12 protein-coding genes and 1 riboswitch are annotated in these 14,893 nt (G+C 62.3%); of the genes, 7 read left to right on the top strand and 5 right to left on the bottom strand.

What is annotated here, in order from left to right:
- Positions 1-10: 10 nt before the first annotated feature.
- Together IAE39_RS15075 and IAE39_RS15070 are read right to left on the bottom strand one after the other, a co-directional pair.
- Positions 11-1,099: a polyamine ABC transporter substrate-binding protein gene (locus IAE39_RS15075; protein ID WP_201203701.1), complete on the bottom strand. Its 1,089-nt coding sequence runs from the start codon at positions 1,097-1,099 to the stop codon at positions 11-13.
- 172 nt (positions 1,100-1,271) lie between these two features.
- The gene (locus tag IAE39_RS15070; protein WP_201203699.1) at positions 1,272-2,630 is read right to left on the bottom strand and encodes a glutamine synthetase family protein; all 1,359 of its coding nucleotides are present in this window, start codon (positions 2,628-2,630) and stop codon (positions 1,272-1,274) included.
- A gap of 152 nt (positions 2,631-2,782) precedes the next feature.
- Between IAE39_RS15070 and IAE39_RS15065 the strand changes: the two genes are divergently transcribed.
- Together IAE39_RS15065 and IAE39_RS15060 are read left to right on the top strand one after the other, a co-directional pair.
- Positions 2,783-3,682 (top strand): helix-turn-helix domain-containing protein, encoded by a 900-nt coding sequence (locus IAE39_RS15065; protein WP_201203697.1) that lies wholly within the window; start codon positions 2,783-2,785, stop codon positions 3,680-3,682.
- 189 nt (positions 3,683-3,871) lie between these two features.
- Complete coding sequence (locus IAE39_RS15060) at positions 3,872-5,782, top strand: AAA family ATPase (RefSeq protein WP_201203695.1); 1,911 nt, start codon at positions 3,872-3,874, stop codon at positions 5,780-5,782.
- A gap of 138 nt (positions 5,783-5,920) precedes the next feature.
- Here IAE39_RS15060 and IAE39_RS15055 read toward each other — a convergent pair whose 3' ends face one another.
- Entirely contained in the window at positions 5,921-7,306 is a 1,386-nt protein-coding gene (locus IAE39_RS15055; RefSeq protein ID WP_201203693.1) for an aldehyde dehydrogenase family protein, read from the bottom strand.
- A 107-nt stretch (positions 7,307-7,413) separates the two neighbouring features.
- Here IAE39_RS15055 and ptrR point away from each other — a divergent pair, with 107 nt between their 5' ends.
- From ptrR to IAE39_RS15035, 4 genes are all read left to right on the top strand, one after another.
- Positions 7,414-8,280, top strand: coding sequence for a putrescine utilization regulator PtrR (ptrR, locus tag IAE39_RS15050; protein WP_201203691.1), 867 nt, complete (start codon positions 7,414-7,416; stop codon positions 8,278-8,280).
- Positions 8,281-8,406: 126 nt separating this feature from the next.
- A complete protein-coding gene (locus tag IAE39_RS15045; protein ID WP_201203690.1) occupies positions 8,407-8,850 on the top strand; it encodes a carboxypeptidase regulatory-like domain-containing protein in 444 nt (147 codons plus the stop codon).
- Positions 8,851-8,904: 54 nt separating this feature from the next.
- Positions 8,905-9,651 carry a phytanoyl-CoA dioxygenase family protein gene (locus IAE39_RS15040; protein WP_201203689.1) on the top strand — a complete coding sequence of 249 codons (747 nt, stop codon included), beginning with the start codon at positions 8,905-8,907 and terminating at the stop codon, positions 9,649-9,651.
- A 195-nt stretch (positions 9,652-9,846) separates the two neighbouring features.
- The gene (locus IAE39_RS15035; RefSeq protein WP_201203683.1) at positions 9,847-10,368 is read left to right on the top strand and encodes an acyloxyacyl hydrolase; all 522 of its coding nucleotides are present in this window, start codon (positions 9,847-9,849) and stop codon (positions 10,366-10,368) included.
- A 113-nt stretch (positions 10,369-10,481) separates the two neighbouring features.
- Here IAE39_RS15035 and IAE39_RS15030 read toward each other — a convergent pair whose 3' ends face one another.
- Positions 10,482-12,608, bottom strand: a complete 2,127-nt coding sequence (locus tag IAE39_RS15030; RefSeq protein WP_201203682.1) for a TonB-dependent siderophore receptor — start codon at positions 12,606-12,608, stop codon at positions 10,482-10,484.
- Positions 12,609-12,854: 246 nt separating this feature from the next.
- Positions 12,855-13,745, bottom strand: coding sequence for a universal stress protein (locus IAE39_RS15025; protein ID WP_201203680.1), 891 nt, complete (start codon positions 13,743-13,745; stop codon positions 12,855-12,857).
- Between the two features lie 110 nt (positions 13,746-13,855).
- A riboswitch (yybP-ykoY riboswitch) is annotated at positions 13,856-14,034 on the top strand.
- Position 14,035: 1 nt separating this feature from the next.
- Between IAE39_RS15025 and mntP the strand changes: the two genes are divergently transcribed.
- Positions 14,036-14,602, top strand: coding sequence for a manganese efflux pump MntP (gene mntP / locus IAE39_RS15020; protein WP_201203678.1), 567 nt, complete (start codon positions 14,036-14,038; stop codon positions 14,600-14,602).
- Positions 14,603-14,893: the final 291 nt, after the last annotated feature.

Here is a 14,893-nt window from a genome sequence, read left to right as displayed (position 1 = left end):
CGTTCTCGACTCAGCGGTTGGACTTGATCTTGCTCCAGGAACGGGTCATGACACGCATGATCTTCGGGCTCGGGGTGCTGGAGATGTACAGCTTGTCCAGCACCGCCTGGGGAGGGTAGATCTCGGGGTTGTTCACCAGCGATGCATCCATGTAGGCCTTGGCGTCCGGGTTGGCGTTGGCATAGCCGACCGTGGCGCTGACGTTTGCGATCACCTTGGGGTCGAGCAGGTAGTTGATAAAGGCCAGGGCTTGCTCGGGGTTGCTGGCGTCCTTGGGGATGGCCAGCAAATCGAACCACAGGTTGCTGCCTTCCTTGGGAATGCTATAGGCAATCTTCACGCCGTTCTTCGCTTCCACGGCACGATTGGCCGCCTGGAACACGTCGCCGGAGTAGCCGAACGCTACGCAGACATCGCCGTTGGCCAGGTCGGAGACGTACTTGGAGGAGTGGAAATAGGTGATGTACGGGCGCAGTTCAAGCAAGCGGGCTTCGGCCTTGGCATAGTCGGCCGGTTTTTCGCTGCGCGGGTCCATGCCCAGGTAGTTGAGTACGGCGGGGAACAGTTCGTCGGGCGAGTCCATGAATGCTACGCCGCACTGCTTGAGCTTTTTCAGGTTTTCCGGCTCGAACAGCACGGCCCATGAATCGATATGGTCCACGCCCAGTGCCGCCTTGACCTTGTCGACGTTGTAGCCGATGCCATTGGTGCCCCACAGGTAGGGCACGGCGTACTGGTTGCCGGGGTCGTTCTGTTCAAGCTGCTTTAGCAGCTTGGGGTCCAGGTGCTGCCAGTTCGGCAGCTTGCTGCGGTCCAGCGGCAGGAAGGCCCCGGCCTGGGCCTGGCGGGCGAGGAAGTGGTTGGAGGGCACCACCACGTCATAGCCGGTGCGCCCGGCCAGCAGCTTGCCTTCGAGGGTTTCGTTGGAGTCGAACACGTCATACACCACCTTGATGCCGCTGCTGGCCTGGAAGTCGGCCAGGGTGGTGTCACCGATGTAGTCGGTCCAGTTGTAAACGCTGACCGTGGGGCTGGCGTGGCTTGTGGTGGCGAACAGCAGGGTGAATGCAGCGGGGATCAGGGCTTGCAGATGACGCATGGGGACACCTCGTTGGTCTTGTTCTTCGAATTCGGTGTTTCGGAGCGCGATGCGTTCCTTGTAGGAGCGGGTTTACCCGCGAACACCGGCGAAGCCGGTGCCATGCACCGCGCTTCACGCTTCGCGGCTAAAGCCGCTCCCACAGAGGTATTTACACAGGTACTGCGAACAGTCAGACGCTCAGCATCAGGAACTCTCGCTCCCACGAACTGATTACCCGCTTGTAGTTCTCGTGCTCGGCGCGCTTGACCGCCACGTAGCCCTGGACGAACTGCTTGCCCAGGTACTGCTGCACGGTCTCGCAGTCTTCCATGTGCTGCAGCGCATCTTCGATGGTGATCGGCAGGCGCAGGTTGCGCCGTTCGTAGGCACGGCCCTGCACCGGTGCGCTGGGGTCTATCTGCTCGACCATGCCCAGGTAACCGCACAGCAAGCTGGCGGCGATGGCCAGGTACGGGTTGGCATCGGCGCCCGGCAGGCGGTTCTCCACGCGCATCGCCTCGGGGCCGGAGGTGGGCACGCGCAGGCCGGCAGTGCGGTTTTCTTCACCCCACTCGACGTTGACCGGTGCCGAGGTGTCCGGCAGGAAGCGGCGGAACGAGTTGACGTTGGGTGCAAACATCGGCAACAGCTTGGGGATGTACTTCTGCAAGCCGCCGATATGGTGCAGGAACAGCTGGCTCATGCTGCCGTCTGCGTTGGCGAAGATCGGCTTGCCGGTGGCGATGTCGACCACGCTCTGGTGCAGGTGCATGGCACTGCCCGGCTCGTCGGTGATCGGCTTGGCCATGAACGTGGCCGCCACGTTGTGCTTGAGCGCCGCCTCACGCATGGTGCGCTTGAACACGGTGATCTGGTCGGCCAGGTCCAGCGCGTCGCCGTGGCGGAAGTTGATCTCCATCTGCGCCGGGCCGTCTTCGTGGATCAGTGTATCCAGGTCCAGCCCCTGGATTTCGCACCAGTCGTAGACGTCCTCGAACAACGGGTCGAATTCGTTGGCGGCATCGATCGAGAACGACTGGCGACCGCTTTCGGCACGGCCCGAACGCCCCAGTGGCACTTGCAGTGGCAAGTCCGGGTCTTCGCAGCGCTTGGTCAGGTAGAACTCCATCTCAGGCGCGACAATCGGCTGCCAGCCTTTGTCGGCATAAAGCTTGAGCACTTTCTTCAACACGTTGCGCGGCGACAGCTCGATGGGGTTGCCTTGCTTGTCGAAGGTGTCGTGGATCACGATCGCGGTCGGCTCGATCGCCCATGGGATCTGGTACACAGCGGTGGGGTCGGGGCGGCAGACCATGTCGATGTCGGCGGCGTCGAGCAGGTTGTAGTAGATGTCGTCGTCAACGTAGTCGCCGGTGACCGTTTGCAGCAGCACGCTTTCGGGCAGGCGCATGCCACGCTCGTGGAGGAACTTGGCGGTCGGTGCGATCTTGCCGCGGGCAATGCCGGTCAGGTCGCTGATCACGCATTCGACTTCGGTGATCCGGTGTTCTTTCAGCCAGGTGGACAGCTGATCGAAGGGGGCGTTCATACAGACCTCTTGGTTGGGTTTTTGTGTGCGCGGCAGGTGCCGGTGACTTCCCAGGTGACGCGCTGGAGACTATCTTGGCCTCAGGCCCGTAAAGCCATCTATCCACTTTCTTCAGTAATCAATGCACCAAAAGAGTGCAACCAGGACCCAGCGTGACAACGCCCAATGCCTTGCAGGTTCAAGCTTTCCACACCTCGGATGTGACCGAGCAAGTCCGCGCCACCCCCGGTTGGCAGCAGCAATACCGGCAAATGTCGCCAGGGCACTTCAGCGGCCAGTTGCGCTGCCTGGGGCTCGATGGCGTGGAGGTTTACGAGGAACGGCTCAATACCCGCGTCGAGCAGTTCTTCCGCGCGCCCAGCGGTTCGCTGGCGTTCTGCTTCGACCAGAGCGAAAACAGCCTGTATCTGCTCAATGAGCAAAGCCGCAACATCTGGATCACCCCGGAGAACTATCAGGAAGTGGCCGTGGTGTTCGACCAGGCCTTTCTCGCCAGCCATGGCCTGGACCCGCAACGGCTCGACGGTTTGTTCATGGTGCCGCTGGGCAGCGGGCAGAATGCCCTGTTCGGCAGTTGGCTGAGCGCCACCTTGACGCGCTTGGGCGAGGCCGATTGCCCGTTACAGGGGCAAGCCCTGGCTGAGCAACTGCTGGAAGACTGCCTGTTCATTCTCGACAACGCCTGCCAGCGCTTGCAGGGCGTGGCCCTGGGGCGGCGCGACGAGGAACGGGCAATCATGCGCCGGGTCAGTGAGTGGGCGGCCGACTGCCCCGAAGAAACGCTGAACCTGGTGGAGCTGGCAGCAGTGGCCGGGGTTTCCCTGCGCCAGTTGCAGCAGGCGTTCAAGGCATTTACAGGCATGCCGCCGGCGCACTGGCTGCGGTTGCGCCGGTTGAACGGCGCGCGGCGTGATCTGTTGCGCGGTGGCGGGGTGACTGTGGCCGAGGTGGCGATGCGCTGGTCGTTCTGGCATTTGGGAAGGTTTTCAGAGAGTTATCGGCAGTTGTTCAAGGAGTTTCCCAGCGAGACCTTGAAGCGGGGCAGGGGGTGAGGTTGGGGGGGCTGCTACTGGCCTCTTCGCGGGGTAAACCCGCTCCCACAGGATTACTCCAGGCTCAGATTGTGAAGTCTCCTGTGGGAGCGGGTTCACCCGCGAAGAGGCCAGCCCAGGCAACACTGAATTCCAGCACCCAACGCCGAAAATTGCTATCGTGCCACCCTGTTTCCACCCGAGGTGCCGATGTTCTACCTGCCTTTGCCCAGCGACCAGGCCGACCGCCTCGCCAGCACGCCCACCACCGACTTCTTCAGCACCACCAGCCTCCTCGAAGCTGCTGCCGTACTGTTCGTGCAAAACCTGCCACGCCAGCCCGCAACCGCCTCGGCCGACGCACAAGAGCGCCGTTTCGCTGAAATCGTGCGCATCGCCAATGAAGTGGAAATCGCTGCGCCCGGGCGCTTCCAGGGCCAGGTAGCGCAGCATTTCGACCATGAAGCCTTTGCCATGGGCCTGGGCACGCTTGGCGAGAACGGCATCGCCTTGCTCAGCGATGAAGTGGAATACCAGGCTGACGAACTGCTGGATGCCGAAGGCCAGTGGAATTTCCAGTTCGCCGAACGCTATCGCCAGCGGGCCACACCCCTGCACCCGGTGTACCTGCCGTCGCTGGCCAGCGACCTGATGCTCAGTGATCAACAGAACCGCCTGCTGCGCGAATTCCTCAGTGGCATCGACGAATCGGTGGCCGTGCAGGGCTTTGCCGGTACTGGCAAGACCTTCCTGATTCACCAGTTCGCCCGCCTGCTGGAACCACAGCGCACCTTGCTGCTGGCCCTGACCGAAGGCCAGTTGCGTGCGCTGCAGGCGCGGGTCAAGGACGCGGCTGACTACACTGCGCTGACCTTCGGCCAGCTGGCAGACGAGCTGCTCAACCGCGACCTCACCAGCAACGGCTGGCGCCTGCGCGACCCGTACCGCACCAAGCGGTCATGGCGCCCGCAGGAGGCGCAGGTGGTGCGCTGGCTGGCCATCCCCGACATCGGCCCGCTTGCCGCCCGCGATGTGGTTGCCTTGTGCATCCGCGCCGTACGTACGTTTTGCTACAGTGCCGACGCCCAGCTGCAGCTGCATCACCTGCCATGGGCCGGGCCCGGTATGTCGCCGCTGGACCAGGAAGTGCTGCTGGAGAAGGCGCGGCTGTACTGGCAAGAGCTGATTCGCCCCTCAGCGCGGGAAATCCAGCTGCCGGTTCGCGACTACCACCGGGTCAAGCTGCTGTCGCTGACCGACTATGTGATCGACAACCGTTACACCCACGTCATCGTCGACGAGGCCCACGAGCTGTCGGCCCCCATGCTAGCCGTGCTCGACCGCAGCCCCCAGTCGATCATTGCCCTTGGGGACGAACTGCAGAACCTCAACGGCCTCAGCCCGCACCATGGCAGCTTCATCCGCCAGCGCTGCATCGATCACTCGTTGCGCGCCGGGCCGGCGATGGACAATGTGCTCAACCCGCTGATCCAGGCCCACCCGGCGGCGATCCAGGCAGCCTTCAGTGGCAGCGCCGAGCATTACACCCGGGTCAGCTTCTTCGATGCGGTGGCGGTGCCGGAGCAGCCAACGGCGCTGATCGTCGATGACGAATGGGGCCTGTTTGGCTGGTTCCAGCGCCTGACCCACCAAGGCGTGCCGTTCATCTTGCTGAAAAGCGCCCGCAAGGACTTCGAACTGTTTGTCGAGGACTGCATCGAGCTGTACCGCTACGGCACCCGGGCACGCCATCCGATGCTGTTCCGTTACCCAAGCTGGCAGGCGCTGGAGCAGGACAAGGGTGACGACAAGGCGTTTCTCGCCGTGGCCAGCATGCTGCGCAAGGGCTATACACCGGAGCACTTTGCCAAGGCCAAGAGCCGCTACCGCTGGGACAAGGCGCCCAAGCTGTTCCTGGGGCGGGTGCGGGATGTGAAGAACATGGAGTTTGCCCGGGTGTTGGTGTCGCCGGAGCTGATGGTGGCGCCGCAGGTGGCGGGTAACCGCAATGAACGGGCGCGGATGCTGGCGGGGTTGTATACCGCCTGTTCGCGGGCGCGGCATGAATTGATCGTGCCGGGAGGGATGCTGGACTGGGTCAAGGACCAGGTCAGGGATTAAAAATTTGAGGGCGCTCCGCGGCCCTGTGGGAGCGGGTTCACCCGCGAACACCGGCGCAGCCGGTGCCAGGCACCGTGTCGCCTGCTTCGCGGGTGAACCCGCTCCCACAGGGCCGCGAAGCGGCCCCAGCGCTTGTGATCAGTTACGATCCAGCCACACAGTCTGGGCATTGGTAAACTCACGCACACCAAAGTGCGACAGTTCACGCCCGAAACCGCTCTTCTTCACGCCACCAAACGCCACACGGGGGTCGGAAGCGCAGTAGCCGTTGATGAACACGCCACCGGTATCCAGCGCCGTAGTCATGCGCTCAGCCAGCGCGTAGTCGGCGGTGTAGATGGTCGAGGCCAGGCCGAATTCGCTGTCGTTGGCCAGCTCTACCGCATGGTCGGCGTCACGTGCAGTGATGATCGCGGCTACCGGGCCGAACAGCTCCTGCTTGAATGCGGTCATGTCCGGGGTGACGTTGGCGAACACGGTCGGTGCGTAGAAGTTGGCCACGCCTTCCACCTTGTTGCCGCCCAGCAGCAGGGTGGCACCTTCGGCGAGGGTCGCCTGGACCTGGCCATCCAGCTCGTCGCGCAGGTCGTAACGGGCCATCGGGCCGATGTAGGTGTCGTCTTCCAGTGGGTTGCCGACTTTCAGCTGGCGCGTGGCCTCGACGAACTTACGGGTAAATTCCTCGGCAATGCTTTCTTCCACGATCAGGCGCTTGGCCGCGGCGCAGACCTGGCCGGTGTTCTGGTAACGGCCGATGACCGCCGCCTTCACGGCCGCATCCAGATCGGCGTCAGCCAGTACGATGAACGGGTCGGAACCACCCAGCTCCAGCACGCATTTCTTCAGCGCGGCACCGGCCTGGGCACCAATCGCCATGCCGGCACGCACGCTGCCGGTCAGGGTCACGGCGGCGATGCGCGGGTCGTTGATGGCACGGGTGACGCCGTCCGGGGTCACGTTCAACACTTCGAACACACCTTCAGGCAGGCCAGCGTCCTTGAACAGCTCGCCCATCAGGTAAGCACTGCCCATTACGTTGGGCGCGTGCTTGAGCACGTAGGTGTTACCCGCCAGAATCGCTGGCACGGCGCCGCGCAGCACCTGCCAGACCGGGAAGTTCCACGGCATTACCGCCAGGATCGGGCCCAGCGGGCGGTATTCGATGCGGGCTTTTTCGACCTGGGTCGGCTCGGCAGCGAGCATCGCCGGGCCGTGTTCGGCGTACCAGCGGCACAGGCCCACGCACTTGGCCACTTCACCACGGGCCTGGGCGATCGGCTTGCCGATTTCGCGGCTGATCATTTGCGCAAAGGCTTCGGCCTTGGCTTCGAGGGTGCTGGCCAAGGCGAGCAGGTACTCGCTGCGCTGACCCAGCGACACTTGGCGCCACTGGCGGTAGCCAACCTTGGCACGTTGCAGCGCCGCTTCCAGTGCGGCGTCGGTGTCGAACGGGTAGGCGCCAATCTGCTCGCCGCTGAACGGGTCGAGGGAGATGGCGTGGGTCAGGCTGCTGATCGCACTCATGGCGGGGCACTCTCGTTGTTGTTAATCAGTGACGCCAGACTAGTGGGCTATGGCTTTAATGAAAACTGAATAATAATGAGCGAAACATTCACGTTTGGAGAAAGGCTGTGGACCTGGTGCAACTGGAGATCTTCAAGGCCGTGGCAGAGCAGGGCAGCATCAGCGCCGCTGCACAGCACATCCATCGGGTGCCGTCGAACCTGACCACGCGCATCAAGCAACTGGAAGAAGACCTGGGTGTGGAGCTGTTCATTCGCGAGAAGAGCCGCCTGCGCCTGTCGCCGGCGGGCTGGAACTTTCTTGAATACACCCGGCGCATCCTCGACCTGGTGCACGAGGCGCGGCTGACCGTGGCCGGCGAAGACCCGCAGGGCACCTTCGCCCTCGGTTCGCTGGAAAGCACGGCGGCGGTGCGCATCCCGGCCTTGCTGGCCGCGTATAACCAGCGCTATCCCAAGGTTGACCTGGACCTGTCCACCGGGCCTTCCGGGACCATGCTCGAAGGGGTGCTGTCTGGCCGCCTGGTGGCCGCGTTCGTCGACGGCCCGGTGCTGCATCCGACGCTGGAAGGCATGCCGGTGTTCGAGGAAGAAATGATGGTCATCGCGCCGCTCAACCACGCGCCGGTAACCCGCGCCCAGGACGTCAACGGCGAAAGCATCTATGCCTTCCGCGCCAATTGTTCCTACCGCCATCACTTTGAAAACTGGTTCGTGCAGGACCAGGCGGTGCCGGGCAAGATTCACGAAATGGAGTCGTACCACGGCATGCTGGCCTGCGTCAGTGCCGGTGCCGGGTTGGCAATGATGCCGCGCAGCATGCTCGACAACATGCCGGGGTGCAGCACGGTCAATGCCTGGCCGATGTCGGAGGACTTCCGTTATCTGAAAACCTGGCTGGTGTGGCGCCGCGGTACGGTATCGCGCAGTTTGAGCATGTTCGTGAAACTACTTGAGGAAGGGCGCGCAAGCTGATGTTTCAGAACACTAATGTGTAAGGCTGAAACGAATTTCATCGACATGACCACGCGTCAGCACGAACACCCCTTCGCCGTGAGGATCAGATAATAGGTAAGCCATCCTCTAAAGGAGGGTCGTACCATGCGTAACCATCACTATGCCCTTGGCGCTGCCTTGTTGATCACCTTGGCACTGCCATGGACCCTGGCAGCTGCCGCCGATCTCAATGCCCCCGTCGACATGCAGGCCGTGCAGTTGCAACCGCAGGAGCAGAACGGGGTGCGCTACCTGCAGGGCGGTATAGGCCAGGACGAAGCCAATGCATTGCGCAAGACCACGGGTTATGACCTGCACGTCGAACTTTCGACCGGCCCGGAAGGCAAGTTCCAGAGCGGGGCCACGGTCGACATCCACGGTGGCCAGGGCCAGCCCGTGCTGAGTGTCACGGATGCCGGGCCGCTGCTGTATGTGCAGTTGCCTCCCGGCAAGTACAAGGTCACGGGCAACGCCCAGGGTCAGACCGTGCAGCAAATGGTGACCGTGAACGGCAAATCTCCCGCCACGGTGAACCTGAACTGGCGTTGATGGGTAAAGGGGCAGGAGTACGGATGTGCTCCTGCCGGACAGGAGCACACCACCATGAACCTGGACCACCAGCTGCAGATGTTGGACGAGCGGGGTTATGTATTGCTCCCCGGTGTGCTCGAACCCCTGCGTATCGCCTTGTTGCGTTGCGCCATCGACGACTTGCAACCGATTCACTGGGACTACCAAGGGCTGCTGGAGCACTACAAATGCGTGTTCAACCGCAGCCCGTTGTGGTTGCCTTTTCTCGACCTGCCGCAGCTGATAGCACTGGCTGAAGCGGCGCTGGGCGCCGACTGCCATGTGATCGGGCAAACCGCGTGGCGCAGCCACCCCGGTTACCCGGGCATGGCCTTGCACCTCGATCACCTGCCCATGCAACTGCCAGACTGGCTCAGTGCGCAGGGTGACTTTACCCAACCTGCTCAGATCCTCACTGCGCAGCTGTACCTGAGTGACATTGACCACAGCATCGGGCCGACCTGGATCGTGCCCGGTAGCCACCGTGCCGCACGGCCGCCGAAGCCGGGTGAACAGCATTGGCAAGGCCGGGAAGCCCAGCCGGTGTTGTGCAAGGCGGGTGATGCGCTGGTGTTTCGCAGTGATGTCTGGCACAGCGGTGGGGCCAACTGCAGCCAGGCCCGCGAGCGCGACATGCTGCAAGTGCATTATGGCCGGCGCATGGTTGCGCAGAAGTTCTCGCCTTACTTGAACTGGCATTTCAACCCGCAGGTACTGGAGCAGGCCACCCCCAGGCAACGGCGCTTGCTGGGCGAACACGAAGAAGCGGAATACGACTGACACGCTGAGCACGGCAAGGCACATCTTTACCCAATGAATTCGCCAATAGTGGCAATTCACTTTCAACTTTCTGATTATCTGGACAATAATCAAAAAACTATTACTTCGTGTGACCGGTGGGGATGCACCGCTCACCTTATAACATCGAGGGGCCAAAGCCCCCGCTTGCCGTGTAGACCATCAGGAGAGTCGTTGATGAAAACCCGTCTAGCAGCAACGCTGGCCGCTGCAGTGCTGGCCTTTGCCGGAGCGAACCTGGCCCAGGCCGCGCAGGTGTCGGCTGCCGTTGGCGCCACGAGTCAAGGTGACATGACCTACCGTCTTGGCATGTCGTTCGACTGGGACAAGAAGTGGCTGGAAAGCAACACCGGTTTTGTGACCGGTTACTGGGAGGCGGGTTACACCTACTGGGAAGGTGGCGACGCCAGTGGTGCGCACTCGCTGTCGTTCAGCCCGGTGTTTACCTATGAGTTCAGCGGCTTTACCTACACCCCATACATCGAAGCGGGTATTGGCCTGGCGGCGTTTTCCAAGACTGAAGTGGGCGACCAGCGGCTGGGCTCGTCGGTCAACTTTGAAGACCGTATCGGTTTCGGCCTGAAGTTGCCGGGGGAACAGAAGGTGGGGATCCGTGCGATGCATTACTCCAATGCCGGGATCAAGCAGCCTAACGACGGGATCGAGTCTTACTCGCTGTTCTATAGCAAAGGTTTCTGAAGCCCGGGGCTGCTGTGCAGCCCATCGCGACGCAAGGCCGCTCCTACAGGGAATCGCATACCCCTGTAGGAGCGGCCTTGCGTCGCGATGGGCCGCGCAGCGGCCCCGGCAATTCAGAAGGTATAGGAAACCCCGGCCTGCACCGTCCGCGGTGCCCCCGGATAGGCGTAGAAGTTGAACGCCCCTTCGTCATACGTTTTGTTGAACAGGTTCTTTACATCCAGATTCAGGCGCACGTGCTCATTGACCTGGTAGAACGTCAGCAGGTCAACCACGGTGTACTGATCCATGTTGTAGGTGACAGCCTCGGTCTGGCCATTGCGGTCATCCACGTATTTCACCCCAAGCCCTAGCCCCAGCCCCTTGGCAAACCCGTCCGGGAACTCATATGTGTTGAGCAGGCTGAAACTGTTGCGCGGGATGTTGGCCAGGCGGGTACCGCTCGGCAAGCGGTTGTCCTTGGTGACCTCGGCGTCGACATAGGCGTAGCCACCGATTACCCGCCACTCAGGCGTGATATTGCCCGCGATGTTGATATCCAGGCCCCGGCTGCGTACTTCGCCAGCCGCTACCTTAAAGGTGCCTGTAGGGTCGTTCGGGTCGTTGGTCAGTACGTTCTCCTTCACGATGTGGTAGATCGCCGCGTCCACGCTCAGCTGGCGGTCGAGCGCTTCCCATTTGACCCCCAGTTCGTAGGACTTGCCCTTTTCCGGGTCGAAGCCACCGCCACTGGCAGGCGTACCCGTGTTGGGCTTGAACGACCGCGCCGTGTTGGCGTAGACCGCAACCGTGTCGGTCAGGTCGTAGATCAGGCCAAAGCGCGGGGTGACGCCGTTTTCGCCCTTGCTGAAATCACCGGCATTGTTCAGCTTGTTGTCATAGTCATGCTCGAAACGCTCGAAGCGCACACCCGCCAATGCCTTCAAACGCTCGGTCAGGGCCACCTGGTCCTGGACGAAGAACGCCCAGGTCTGCAGGTTTTCCTTGTCCCAGGTGGTGGTGCGGGTCAGGGCCGGGCGCGGCTGGCCCAGTACCGGGTTGTAGATGTCGATCGGGTAGCGGGCCGAGGAGCGCTGGATGATCGAGTTGTAGTCGTAGTTTTCGTACTCGACGCCAGTCAGCAAGGTATGGCTGAAATTGCCGGTATCGAAGTGCCCGGTCAGGTTCAGTTGCCAGTCACGGTCGGTCCACTCCAGCTTGCGGTAGTTGAAGTTGCGCTGCAGCGTGCGGCCATCTGCCGGCGCGCCGTCGGCTTCGACGGCATTCCCTTTCAGCGAACCATCCAGGAACTGGAACCCGCCCGCCAGCGTCCAGTTGTCGTTGAGCAGGTGCTCGAAACGCAGCTGGGCCATGTTGTTGTCGTTGTGCAGCAGGTTGTCGCTGCCTTTTTCCCAGATATAGGTGTCGCGCGAGGCGCTGCCGGCCTGTGTGGCAAAGCGGGTCAGGCCGCGGTCCAGCGGGTGGTTGTTGCGCATGAAATCGCCTTCGAAGACGATTTTCGTGCTGTCGTTGACCTGCCAGCTGACCACGGGTGCTACGTCGTAACGCTCGCTTTCCACGTCATCACGGAAGCTGTCACCGCCTTCGCCGAGCACATTCAGGCGGTAGGCCAGCGAGCCGTCCTGGTTCAGCGGGCCGGTAGCGTCGAGGGTGGCGCGGTGCATGCCCTGGTCATCGAACTGGCTGCCGAGGGTGACCTTGGATTCTGGCAGCGGCTGCTTGCTGACCACGTTGAAGGTGCCACCGGGGTCACCACGGCCATACAGGCTGCTGGCCGGGCCACGGATCACTTCCAGGCGCTCGACCGTGTTGGCGTCCGGGGCGTTGGGGTAGCCGCGGTTGATCGGGAAGCCGTTGCGGTAGAACTCGCCGGTGGTAAAGCCACGCACGGTGAAGGTGGTCAGGCCCTGGCCACCGAAGTTGTTGGCGCGGCCGACGCCGCCCGCGTAGTCCAGGCCGTCTTGCAGGCGCGTGGCCCCCGTGTCTTGCAGCACATCCTTGGGTACCACGCTGATCGACTGCGGCGTTTCGTGCAGTGCAGTGTCGGTGCGGGTAGCGCTGGCCGAACGGCTGGCCTTGTAGCCATTGACGGGGCCATCGGCGCGTTCGCTGTCGGCTGCGCCGGTGATGCTCAGGGCCTGGAGTTCGATCTGGGCAGGGTCGCCGATCGGTTCAGGCTCGGCGAAGGCCAGCGGGGAGACAGCATGAAGCACACAAAGCGAAACGAACGTTCGACGCATCGACGGTACGATCCTGGAGTAAGGCGCTGAGGAGGAGGGTGGGAAAGCGCCGTGAAACTACTACGAATCATTATCAAATGCATTCTTTTTAAGTTGTACTGGTGTACCAGATACCAAGCCGGCCCATTTGTGCTGGATTCTTCGCGGGTGAACCCGCTCCCACAGGGACATCACAGGCCAAATCATTGAGAGCTACCTGTGGGAGCGGGTTCACCCGCGAATAGGGCGACACAAGCTACCCAGCCCTCAACGAGCAGCCTTGATCGCCAACACATTGCACAACGGATGCTCCAGCACATGCGCCGTGGTCCCGCCCAGGAACGTCTGCATGGCATCATGCCGATGGCTACCCATCACGATCACATCGGCCCGGCTATGCCCAACGAACTGGGCAATCGCCCTGATCGCCGCCCCTTCCATGAAATGCCGACGCTCCAGCGGAATCTCGTGGTGGTCGCCCAGCCGGTTGAACGCCGCCCGCTGCGCAGTCCGCACGCTGCCATCAAAACCTGGCATGGTCACCGTGCCAGCGCCGAAATCGGCAATGTGGGTCTTGCTGGCGTCGCACACATGCAGCAGATGCAGCTCGGCGTTGCACTGCAGGGCCAAAGCATGGGCGCAGTGAATTACCTGCTCATCCAGGTGCTCGCCTGCGCCAAGGCTGTTCAGGTCCACTGCCGCGGCAATCTGCCGGGGCAGGGGCAGGCGGATGTCGCTGACCAGGTGCACGGCGACCGGGCTGTCCTTGAGCAACTGCCAGTCCAGTGGCGTGACCAGCAGGCGTTTGAGTATCGGTTCGTGCTGCACGTCCTTCACCAGCAGGTCGCAGCCAAGCCGCTCCACCCGCTCCAGCACGCTGCCCAGCGGGTCACGCGTGAGCAACAGCTCGGTGGACACGTCCAGCCCGGCATTGCCCAGCTGTTCGGCCTCGTCCGCCAGCCACTGGCGGTTGTCGCTGAGCAGCCGTTCGCGTTCGCGGCCATCGCTCATCAGGCCAAAGGTGTCGACGTCGTCGACGAAAACGTTGATATCCAGCAACGCACCACTGGATTCCGCCAGTGCGGCTGCGCGTTGCAGCGCCGGCGTATGGCGCATCTGCGGGCCGAGCATGACGAACAAGCGCTTGAACTGGCTCATCTCACACCTCCACGTGTGGCAGCCCCCCGGTTACCTGATTCTGTTCAGTCTAGCCCTATGTGCGCCCGGCAAAACCGTTCACGCTTTTTTCACCTGGTACTGTTATCATCGCCACACTCTTTGGGGAGTAGCCTGCCTTCGCGCCCAAGCGAAGGCGCACCGGTCAACATATTTGGCAACTTGCCATGGCCTGTGCATCCTGCCGGATTGGCGAGACCAACGACCTTTCTGTGGCCAAGCCGGGCCTGCAGGGAGTTGTCGTTGACTCATAGCCCGGCGGAGCCTGATCGTTGAATCCCATTTCCATCGTTTTCCTTGCCTTCGCCATGTCCACGGATGCGTTCGCGGCTGCCATTGGCAAAGGCTCGAGCCTGCACAAGCCGCGCTTGGCCGAAGCCCTGCGCACCGGCCTGATCTTTGGCGTGATCGAAGCCATCACCCCGGTCATCGGCTGGCTGTTGGGCCAGGCGGCCAGCCAGTATGTCGAACAGTGGGACCACTGGATTGCTTTCTTCCTGCTGTTGTTGCTGGGTGCACACATGGTGCATGCCGGCCTTAAACCTGATGAAGAGGAAGAAGAGAAGCAAAGCCAGCACTCGTTCTGGATTCTGGCGGTAACGGCAGTAGCGACCAGCATCGATGCCCTGGCGGTGGGCATTGGCCTGGCGTTCGTCGATGTGAACATCTGGGTGGCAGCCGCGGCGATCGGCCTGGCGACCATGACCATGGTTACCATTGGCACCATGCTCGGCCGGGCCCTGGGTTCGGTGGTGGGCAAGCGCGCCGAGATCATTGGCGGCATTGTGTTGATGCTGGTGGGTGCGACCATTCTGTATGAGCACCTGACTGCGGTGTAAGCCTTGAGGGCCTCTTCGCGGGTAAACCCGCTCCCACAGTGCCTTGAGGGCCTCTTCGCGGGTAAACCCGCTCCCACAGTGCCTTGAGGGCCTCTTCGCGGGTAAACCCGCTCCCACAGTGCCTTGAGGGCCTCTTCGCGGGTAAACCCGCTCCCACAGTGCCTTGAGGGCCTCTTCGCGGGTAAACCCGCTCCCACAGTGCCTTGAGGGCCTCTTCGCGGGTAAACCCGCTCCCACAGTGCCTTGAGGGCCTCTTCGCGGGTAAACCCGCTCCCACAGTGCCTTGAGGGC

Origin of the sequence: Pseudomonas sp. S37 (assembly GCF_016658545.1) — a bacterium.
Taxonomy (GTDB): domain Bacteria; phylum Pseudomonadota; class Gammaproteobacteria; order Pseudomonadales; family Pseudomonadaceae; genus Aquipseudomonas.
Note: the sequence above shows the minus strand (reverse complement) of the source record. Positions and strands in the feature narration are given on the sequence as shown.

What these genes read in the sequence shown, in the direction of transcription:
- IAE39_RS15040 (WP_201203689.1), top strand. Translation starts at nt 8,905, where the DNA reads ATGAACCTGGACCACCAGCTGCAGATGTTGGACGAGCGGGGTTATGTA.
- IAE39_RS15045 (WP_201203690.1), top strand. Translation starts at nt 8,407, where the DNA reads ATGCGTAACCATCACTATGCCCTTGGCGCTGCCTTGTTGATCACCTTG.
- IAE39_RS15060 (WP_201203695.1), top strand. Translation starts at nt 3,872, where the DNA reads ATGTTCTACCTGCCTTTGCCCAGCGACCAGGCCGACCGCCTCGCCAGC.
- IAE39_RS15035 (WP_201203683.1), top strand. Translation starts at nt 9,847, where the DNA reads ATGAAAACCCGTCTAGCAGCAACGCTGGCCGCTGCAGTGCTGGCCTTT.
- IAE39_RS15075 (WP_201203701.1), bottom strand. Translation starts at nt 1,099, where the DNA reads ATGCGTCATCTGCAAGCCCTGATCCCCGCTGCATTCACCCTGCTGTTC.
- IAE39_RS15055 (WP_201203693.1), bottom strand. Translation starts at nt 7,306, where the DNA reads ATGAGTGCGATCAGCAGCCTGACCCACGCCATCTCCCTCGACCCGTTC.
- IAE39_RS15025 (WP_201203680.1), bottom strand. Translation starts at nt 13,745, where the DNA reads ATGAGCCAGTTCAAGCGCTTGTTCGTCATGCTCGGCCCGCAGATGCGC.
- IAE39_RS15070 (WP_201203699.1), bottom strand. Translation starts at nt 2,630, where the DNA reads ATGAACGCCCCCTTCGATCAGCTGTCCACCTGGCTGAAAGAACACCGG.
- IAE39_RS15030 (WP_201203682.1), bottom strand. Translation starts at nt 12,608, where the DNA reads ATGCGTCGAACGTTCGTTTCGCTTTGTGTGCTTCATGCTGTCTCCCCG.